This is a genomic window from Streptomyces hygroscopicus subsp. hygroscopicus (assembly GCF_001553455.1).
GTDB lineage: Bacteria > Actinomycetota > Actinomycetes > Streptomycetales > Streptomycetaceae > Streptomyces > Streptomyces hygroscopicus.
Genome location: NZ_BBOX01000348.1, coordinates 1 through 9,177, shown reverse-complemented (window position 1 = coordinate 9,177; position 9,177 = coordinate 1). Strand labels below are relative to the sequence as shown.

1 protein-coding gene is annotated in these 9,177 nt (G+C 75.3%); it reads right to left on the bottom strand.

All coding sequences use genetic code 11. The annotated features are described in order from the left end of the window. A partial coding sequence (locus tag AXW62_RS30745) for a type I polyketide synthase (RefSeq protein ID WP_159060992.1) occupies positions 1-9,177 on the bottom strand: 9,177 nt, incomplete at both ends.

Genomic DNA, 9,177 nt, shown 5'->3' with positions numbered 1-9,177 from the left:
CCCGCCGGAAGCTCCTGCATCAACCGCCCACGAGCCGCCACCAACGCACACGCATCCGCCAGCGACAACACACCCGCCACATGCGCGGCAGCCAACTCACCGATCGAATGCCCGGACAGGACGTCGGGCCGCAGCCCCCACGCCTCAACGAGACGGAACAACGCCACTTCGAGAGCGAACAACGCGGGCTGGGTGAACTCCGTCCGGTCCAGTACCGCCGCGTCATCCCCGAACAGCACATCCGTCAACGGCCGTTCGAGACGCGGGTCCAACTCCGCGCACACCGCGTCCAGCGCCTCCGCGAACACCGGATAGGCGTCATACAGCTCACGCCCCATCCCCAGCCGCTGACTCCCCTGCCCCGTGAACAGGAACGCCACCCGGCCGCCGACCGCCGAACCCTCGATGAGCCCGGCCGCCGTGCGGCCCTCGGCGAGCGCCCGCAGGCCGGACAGCAGCCCGTCCCGGTCCTCGGTGACCAGCGCCGCGCGCTCCTCGAACGCCGAGCGGCCCACGGCCAGCGTGTAGCCGAGGTCGGCCGTCCGGAGCCCGGTCCGCGCGGTCAGGTAGCCGTGCAGCCGCTGGGCCTGGTCGCGCAGCCCGTCCGCCGTCCGGGCCGAGAGCAGCACCGGCAGGGCCCCGACGCCCTCGTCGGCGCCTTCCACAGCCTCGACACCCGGCTCCGGGGCCTCTTCCAGGACGGCGTGGGCGTTGGTGCCGCTGAAGCCGAACGAGGAGACGCCCGCACGGCGCGGACGGCCGGTCTCCGGCCACTCCCGCGCCTCGGTCAGCAGCTCGATGTCGCCCGCCGTCCAGTCGACGTGCGGGGTGGGCCGGTCCACGTGCAGCGTCCGGGGCAGCACTCCGTGCCGCATGGCGAGGACCATCTTCATCACACCGGCGACACCGGCCGCGGCCTGGGTGTGCCCGATGTTGGACTTGATGGAGCCCAGCAGCAGCGGCTGCCCCTCGGGCCGGTCCTGGCCGTACGTGGCGAGCAGCGCCTGCGCCTCGATCGGGTCGCCGAGCCGGGTGCCCGTGCCGTGCGCCTCGACCGCGTCCACCTCGGACGCCGACAGCCCGGCGCCCGCCAGCGCCTGGCGGATGACGCGCTGCTGGGACGGGCCGTTGGGCGCGGTCAGACCGTTGGACGCGCCGTCCTGGTTGACGGCCGTGCCGCGTACGAGCGCGAGCACCGGGTGGCCGTTGCGCCGCGCGTCCGACAGCCGCTCCACCAGCAGCATGCCCACGCCCTCGCCCCAGCCGGTGCCGTCCGCGTCCGCCGAGAACGCCTTGATCCGGCCGTCCTCCGCGAGCCCGCGCTGACGGCTGAAGTCCACGAACACACCGGGTGTGGACATCACGGTCACACCGCCCGCGAGCGCGATCGAGCACTCGCCGCCGCGCAGCGCCTGGATCGCCGAGTGGAGGGCGACCAGCGAGGAGGAGCAGGCGGTGTCGATGGTGACCGCCGGGCCTTCGAGCCCGAAGGTGTACGCGAGCCGGCCCGAGATCACGCTGGCCGCGTTGCCCGTGCCCATATGGCCTTCGAGGCCCTGCGAGTCGCCCAGCAGCAGGGACAGGTAGTCCTGTCCGTTGGTGCCGACGAACACACCGGCGGTGGAGCCGCGCAGCGTCGCCGGGTCGATGCCCGCCCGTTCGAACGCCTCCCAGGAGGTCTCCAGCAGCAGCCGCTGCTGCGGGTCCATCGCCAGCGCCTCACGCGGCGAGATCCCGAAGAACGCCGGGTCGAAGTCGGCCGCGTCGGTCAGGAACCCGCCCTCGCGGACGTAGGAGGTGCCCTCGACGTCCGGGTCCGGGTTGTAGAGCGTCCGGAGGTCCCAGCCGCGGTCGGCGGGCATGTCCGAGATGACGTCCGTACCGGACACCAGCAGCTGCCACAGCTCCTCGGGGGTGCTGACCCCGCCCGGGAAACGGCAGCTCATCGCGACGATCGCGATCGGATCGTCATCGTCCGCCGTCTGGGCCGCCGACGCGCCGCCGGTGGCCTTAGCCGGTCCGCCGAGCAGCTCGGCGAAGAGGTGGTCGGCGAGGGCGAGCGGCGTCGGGTAGTCGTAGACGAGGGTCGCGGGGAGCCGCAGATCGGTGGCGGCGCCCAGGCCGTTGCGCAGCTCGACGGCGGTCAGCGAGTCGAAGCCCAGGTCGCGGAAGGCCCGTTCGGGGCTGATGTCGGAGACGTCGGCGTGGCCGAGGACCTCCGCGACATGGGTCCGTACGAGGTCGAGCAGCGCGCGGTGGCGCTCCGCCTCGGGCAGGCCGAGGAGCCGCCGCGCGAGCGCGGAGGCCGTCTCGGCGGGCGTGGCCTCACCGGTTCCGGCGGCGCCCCGCGCGGCGGCCTGGCGCACCTCGGGCAGGTCGGCCAGCAGGGGGCTGGGCCGGGAGGCGGTGAAGCCGGGGGCGAACCGGTCCCAGTCGACGTCGGCCACCGTCACGGCCGCGTCGCCCAGGTCGAGGGCGCGCTGGAGTGCGCCGATCGCGAGGTCGGCGTCCATCGGGGGCATCCCGGCGCGGCGCATGCGCTGCTCCAGCGCCTCGTCGGCGGCCATGCCGCCCTCGGCCCACGGGCCCCAGGCGATGGAGGTGGCGGGCAGGCCCTCGGCCCGCCGCCGCTCGGCCAGCGCGTCCAGACAGGCGTTCGCGGCGGCGTAGTTGGCCTGGCCCGCGGCGCCCACGGTGCCGCTGGTGGAGGAGAACAGCACGAACGCGGACAGGTCGAGGTCGCGCGTCAGCTCGTCCAGGGCGAGCGCGGCGTCGGCCTTGGCGCGCAGCACGGAGGCGAAGCGCTCGGGAGTCAGCGACTCCAGGACGCCGTCGTCCAGCACCCCGGCCGCGTGCACCACGGCCGTCAGCGGGAACTCGGCGGGCAGGTCCGCCAGCAGCCCGGCCAGCGCCTCCCGGTCGGCCACATCGCAGGCCGCGACGGTGACCCGGGCGCCGGAGGCGGCGAGTTCGTCGCGCAGCCCGGCCGCGCCGGGCGCGTCGAGGCCACGGCGGCTGGTGAGCACCACATGCTCGGCGCCCTTCGTGACGAGCCAACGGGCCACCTGCGCACCCAGCGCGCCCGTCCCGCCCGTCACCAGCACCGTGCCGCGGGCGTTCCAGCTCTCGGACTCCGCCACCCGCCGGGCGGTCGCCCGTGCCAGCCGGCGGCCGAACACACCGGAGGCGCGGACGGCGATCTGGTCCTCGTCCCCGGCCCCGGCGAGGGCCGCCACGAGCCGCGACAGCACCCGGTCGGTCATGGTCTCGGGGAGGTCCACCAGACCGCCCCAGCGGTCGGGCAGCTCCAGCGCCGCCACCCGGCCCAGACCCCACACCCGCGCCCGGACCGGGTCCACCGTCTCGCCCTGGCGCCCGGTCGAGACCGCGCCCCGGGTGGCGCACCACAGCGGCGCGTCGATCGCGGCGTCCCCCATGGCCTGCACGAGGGCGGCCGTGGACAGCAGGGCATCGGCGTCCCCGACGGCCAGCAGCGACAGCACACCCGCCACCGCGCCGTCGTCGGCCGCCGTGCGCAGCCCCTCGGCGATGCCCGCCCGGTCCTCGGCGGCCAGGTCCAGCCGCCGTACCTCGGCGCCCCGCCCGGTCAGCGTGCCGACGACACCGTCCGCCCACGCGTGGGCGGTGGCCTCCCCGGCGGGGGTGACAACGAGCCACACCCCGGACAGCCGGGCGGCCGAGCCCAGCGACAGCGGCTTCCACGCCACCTGGTACCGCCAGCCGTCGACACCCGCCGCGGCCAGGTTCGCCACCGGCTCCTCGGGCCAGTAGCGGCGGTGCTGGAAGGCGTAGGTCGGCAGGTCCACGCGCCGCGCACCGGTTTCGGCGAAGAACGCGGCCCAGTCCGGCGCCACCCCGCGCACCTGCGCCCGTGCGATGGCGGTGGTCAGCGCCTCGGCCTCGGGACGGTCCTTGCGCAGCACGGGGACGAACGCGGCGCCCCGGCCGGTCACGCACTCCTGCGCCATGGCGGAGAGCACCCCGTCCGGGCCCAGCTCGACGTAGGTGGTGACGCCCTGGGCTTCCAGGGTGCGGACACCGTCGAGGAAGCGCACGGCCTCACGGACGTGGCGCACCCAGAAGTCGGCGGTCGCGATCTCCTCGGCGGAGACCACGGTGCCGGTGAGGTTGGAGACGACGGGGATCTGGGGGGCCTCGTAGGTCAGCCCCTCGGCCACCTCGCGGAACGCCTCCAGCATCCCGTCCATGCGCGGGGAGTGGAACGCGTGGCTCACCGTCAGCCGCTTGGTCTTACGCCCCTGTGCCTCGAAGCCCGCTGCGATCTCCAGCGCCACGTCCTCGTCACCGGCGATGACCACCGACGTGGGCCCGTTGAGGGCGGCGATCGACACCCGCTCGGTCAGCAGCGGCGCCACCTCGTCCTCCGACGCCTGCACCGCGACCATCGCGCCACCGGCCGGAAGCTCCTGCATCAACCGCCCACGAGCCGCCACCAGCTTCGCCGCATCCGCGAGCGAGAGCACACCCGCCACATGCGCGGCGGCCAGCTCACCGATGGAGTGACCGGACAGGAAGTCGGGCCGCAGACCCCACGCCTCCACCAGCCGGAACAACGCCACTTCGAGCGCGAACAGCGCGGGCTGGGTGAACCCCGTCCGGTCCAGCTCCTCGGCATCGTCCCCGAACAGCACCTCCCGCAGCGGCCGCTCCAGATGCGCGTCCAGCGCCGCGCACACCGCGTCCAGCGCCTCCGCGAACACCGGATAGGCGTCATACAGCTCACGCCCCATCCCCAGCCGCTGACTCCCCTGCCCGGTGAACAGGAACGCCGTCTTGCCGCTCGTGACCGTGCCCTCGATCAGCCCCGGCGCGGACTCCCCCCGCGCCAGCGCGTCCAGACCGCGCAGCAGGTCGTCCCTGCCGTCGGCCACCAGCACCGCGCGGTGGTCCAGCGCGGCGCGGCCGGTGGCCAGGGTGTGGGCGACATCGGCCGGTGCCAGGCCGGGCTGGGCCACCAGATGGGCGTACAGCCGCTCGGCCTGGGCCCGCAGGGCGTCGGCGCCCTTGGCCGACAGCGGGTACGGCAGCACACCGGGCCCGCCCCGCCCGGTCTCCGCCACCGACGCGGCGGTGTCGGCCGGGGCCTGCTCGATGATGGTGTGCGCGTTGGTGCCGCTGATGCCGAACGAGGACACCGCCGCCCGGCGCACACGGCCGGTCTCCGGCCACTCCCGCGCCTCGGTCAGCAGCTCGACGTCGCCCGCCGACCAGTCCACGTGCGGCGACGGCTCGTCCACGTGCAGCGTCCGCGGCAGCACCCCGTGCCGCATCGCCATGACCATCTTGATGATGCCCGCGACACCGGCCGCCGCCTGGGCGTGGCCGATGTTGGACTTGATGGAGCCGAGCCACAACGGCCGCTCCGCGTCCCGGTCCTGACCGTAGGTGGCCAGCAGCGCCTGCGCCTCGATCGGGTCGCCCAGCGTCGTGCCCGTCCCGTGCGCCTCGACCACGTCCACATCGGCGGTGGTCAGTCCGGCGCTGGTCAGCGCCTTGCGGATGACACGCTGCTGGGACGGGCCGTTGGGCGCGGTCAGACCGTTGGAGGCGCCGTCCTGGTTGACGGCCGAGCCGCGCACCACGGCCAGCACCTGGTGGCCGTTGCGCCGCGCGTCCGACAGCCGCTCCACCAGCAGCATGCCGACGCCCTCGCCCCAGCCGGTGCCGTCCGCCCCGGCCGCGAACGCCTTGCAGCGGCCGTCGGCGGCCAGGCCGCCCTGGCGGCCGAACTCGGTGAAGTGGCCGGGCGTCGTCATCACGGTGACACCGCCCGCGAGCGCCATCGTGCACTCGCCCTGGCGCAGCGCCTGGATCGCCCAGTGCAGCGCCACCAGCGACGACGAGCACGCCGTGTCGACGGTGACCGCCGGGCCCTCCAGACCGAGGGCGTAGGCGATCCGGCCGGACATGACGCTGCCCGCGTTGCCCGTCATCACATGGCCCGCGACCTCCGCGCCGGCCTGTTCCAGGCCCGCGTCGTAGCCGCTGTAGGCCGCGCCGACGAACACGCCGACCGAGCGGCCACGGAGCGAGTCCGGGTCGATCCCGGCCCGCTCGAACACCTCCCAGGAAGTCTCCAGCAGCAGCCGCTGCTGCGGGTCCATCGCCAGCGCCTCACGCGGCGAGATCCCGAAGAACGACGCGTCGAAGAGGTCCGCGTCGTGCAGGAAGCCACCGGCGCGGGCGTAGTCGGACGGGCCCGCGTCGGCCCCGTCGCCGTCCGCCGGCCACTGGCTCTCCCAGTTGCGGTTGACGGGGAATCCGGTGATGGCGTCCGAGCCGGTGGCCACGAGCTGCCACAGGTCCTCGGGCGTGCGGATGTCGCCGGGGTAGCGGCAGCCCATCGCGACGATGGCGATCGGGTCGTCGGCGAGGGAGACGGCGGTGGCGGCGAGCGCCGTGTCCGCCCGCTCGGCGGGCTCGTCGTCGTCCGGGCCGAGGAGTTCGGCGCGCAGGTGGTCGGCGAGGGCGGTGGGGTTCGGATGGTCGAAGACGATCGTGGAGGGCAGCTTGAGCCCGGTGGCGCCGGAGAGCCGGTTGCGCAGCTCCACGGCGGTGAGCGAGTCGAAACCCAGCTCCTTGAAGGCGCGGCGGGCCTCGATGGCGTCGGCCGACGCGTGGCCGAGCGCCGTGGCCACATGGGTGCGGACGAGGTCCAGCAGCGTCCGTCGGCGCTCGGTGGCGGACAGCGCCCGCAGCCGCTGGGCCAGGGACGAACCGGCGGCGACCGCGCTCGCGGCGGTACGCCGTCCGGTCGTCCGGATCAGCCCGCGCAGCAGCGCCGGGACCGGGCCGGAACCGGCGGCGGAACGCAGCGCCGCGAGGTCCAGCCGGGCCGGGACCAGCAGGGCCCGGCCGGTGCGGCACGCGGCGTCGAAGAGCGCCATGCCCTCGTCGTCGGTGAGGGCACCCATGCCGCTGCGGGCCAGCCGCAGCAGGTCGGTCTCGGTCAGATCGCCCGTGATACCGCCGGACTCGGCCCACAGCCCCCACACCAGCGAGGTGGCGGGCAGGCCCGCCGCGTGGCGGTGTGCGGCGAGCGCGTCGAGAAAGACGTTGGCCGCCGCGTAGTTGGCCTGGCCCGCGCCGCCCAGGGTGCCCGCGATGGCGGAGAACAGCACGAACGCGGACAGGTCGAGGCCACGCGTCAGCTCGTGCAGGTTCCAGGCCGCGTCCACCTTCGGCCGCAGCACCCGCGCCAGCTGCTCGGGCGTCAGGGTGGCGGCCGTGGCGTCGTCCAGCACACCGGCGGTGTGCACCACGGCCGTCAGCGGATGCTCGGCCGGGACGGCGGCCAGGGTCGCGGCGAGGGCGTCGCGGTCCGCGACATCGCAGGCGGCGAGGGTCACCTCGGCGCCGCGCTCGCGCAGTTCGGCGGCCAGCTCGGTGGCGCCGTCGGCGTCCGCGCCACGGCGGCTGGTCAGCAGGAGGTGGCGTACGCCGTGCTCGGCGACCAGGTGGCGGGCGAGCACCCGGCCCAGGGCGCCGGTGCCGCCGGTGATGAGCACGGTGCCGTGGGCGCCGAACGCCGGGGCGGGGGCGACGGGCCGCGTGGTGGTCTCGGACGCCGGGGTGGGGGCAGCGGACCGCGCGGTGGTCTCGGAGGCGGGGGCCGATGCGGCAGGCCGCGCGGTGGTCTCGGAGGCCGGGACGGGGGCAGCGGACCGGGTGGTGGTCTCGGACGCCGGGGCCGATGCGGCAGGCCGCGCGGTGGCCTCGGGCGCCGAGGCGCGGGCCAGGCGAGGCGCGAGGGCACGGCCCGCGCGCAGGGCGAGCTCCGGTTCACCGGTGGCCAGGGCATCGGAGAGCGCGTCGGCGAAGGTGGCGGAGGTGGCGGAGGTTGCGGTGGTTCTGGCGATTCCGGCGGTCTCGGGGCTTCCGGCGACCTTGGCGGTTCCGGCGGTTCCGATGGTTCCGGCGGTCCCGGCAGCCCCAGAGATCCCGGCGACCTCGGCGGTCCCGGCAGCCCCGATGGTCCCGGAGGTCTCAGTGGTCCGAGCGACCTCGGCGGTCCCGGCAGCCCCGGCGGTCTCGGTGGTTCCGGCGACCCCAGCGACCTCGGCAGTCCCGACGACCCCGGCGGTCCCAGCGACCCCGGCGGTCTCGTCCAAGTCCACGAGGACGAAACGGCCGGGGTTCTCGGTCTCGGCGGAGCGCACCAGGCCCCACAGAGGCGCGTGCACCAGGTCGGTGACGCCCTCCTCGCCACCGGCGGCCATCGCGCCCCGGGTGACGACCACCAGGCGCGCGTCGCCGAACCGCTCATCGGCCAGCCAGCTCCGTACCAGGGCCAGCGCACGCCGCGCCTCCCGGTGCGCGGCCTCGGCCACGCCCTCGTCCGCACCGTCACGTACCGGCGCGAAGGACGCGAGAACCAGTTCCGGGGCGGCGGTGTCACCCGCTTCCACGGCCGCGCCCAGCGTGGCCAGGTCGGGGGCGGAGGCGGCGGCCACCCCGGCCGCAACCAGCCCGAAGGGGTCGTCCCCCAGGACGGTACGGCGGGCGGCGGCGTCCGGACCGGCGGAGGTGGTCCGCGGGGCCACCCAGTCGAGCCGGAACAGGCTCTGCCACTCGATGTCCGCGTCACCGGTGAGGTCGTCGGGAAGCGGACGGCAGCGCAGTCCGTCAACGGTGGCGACGGGCTCGCCGGTGGCGTCGGCGAGCGCCACGGTCACCGTGTCGGCTCCGGCCGGGGCGATCCGCACGCGCAGCGCGGACGCGCCCTCCGCGTACAGGGAGACGCCCTGCCAGACATCGGTCAGCTGGGCGGGCCCACGGCCGTAGAGGGCGTGCAGGGCCGCGTCCAGCAGCGCCGGGTGCACGGCGAAGCGTTCGGCGCCGGGCTCGGCGGCGTCGTCCAGCCGTACCTCGGCGAAGAGTTCGTCCCCGCGCCGCCAGGCGGCCGTCAGCCCCTGGAACACCGGGCCGTGCCGCAGCCCCTCCTCGGCCAGCCGGGCGTAGAGCGCTTCGGGCCCGATGGTCTCGGCGGCGGTCGGCGGCCATTCGACCAGGTCGAACGACGGTTCGGGGGCACCGGAGGTGAGCACACCGCTGGCGTTGCGCGCCCACGCCGTGTCGGCGGCGGCGTTCTCCGCGCGGGAGGAGACGGTGAACGAGCGGTGCCCGGTGTCGTCT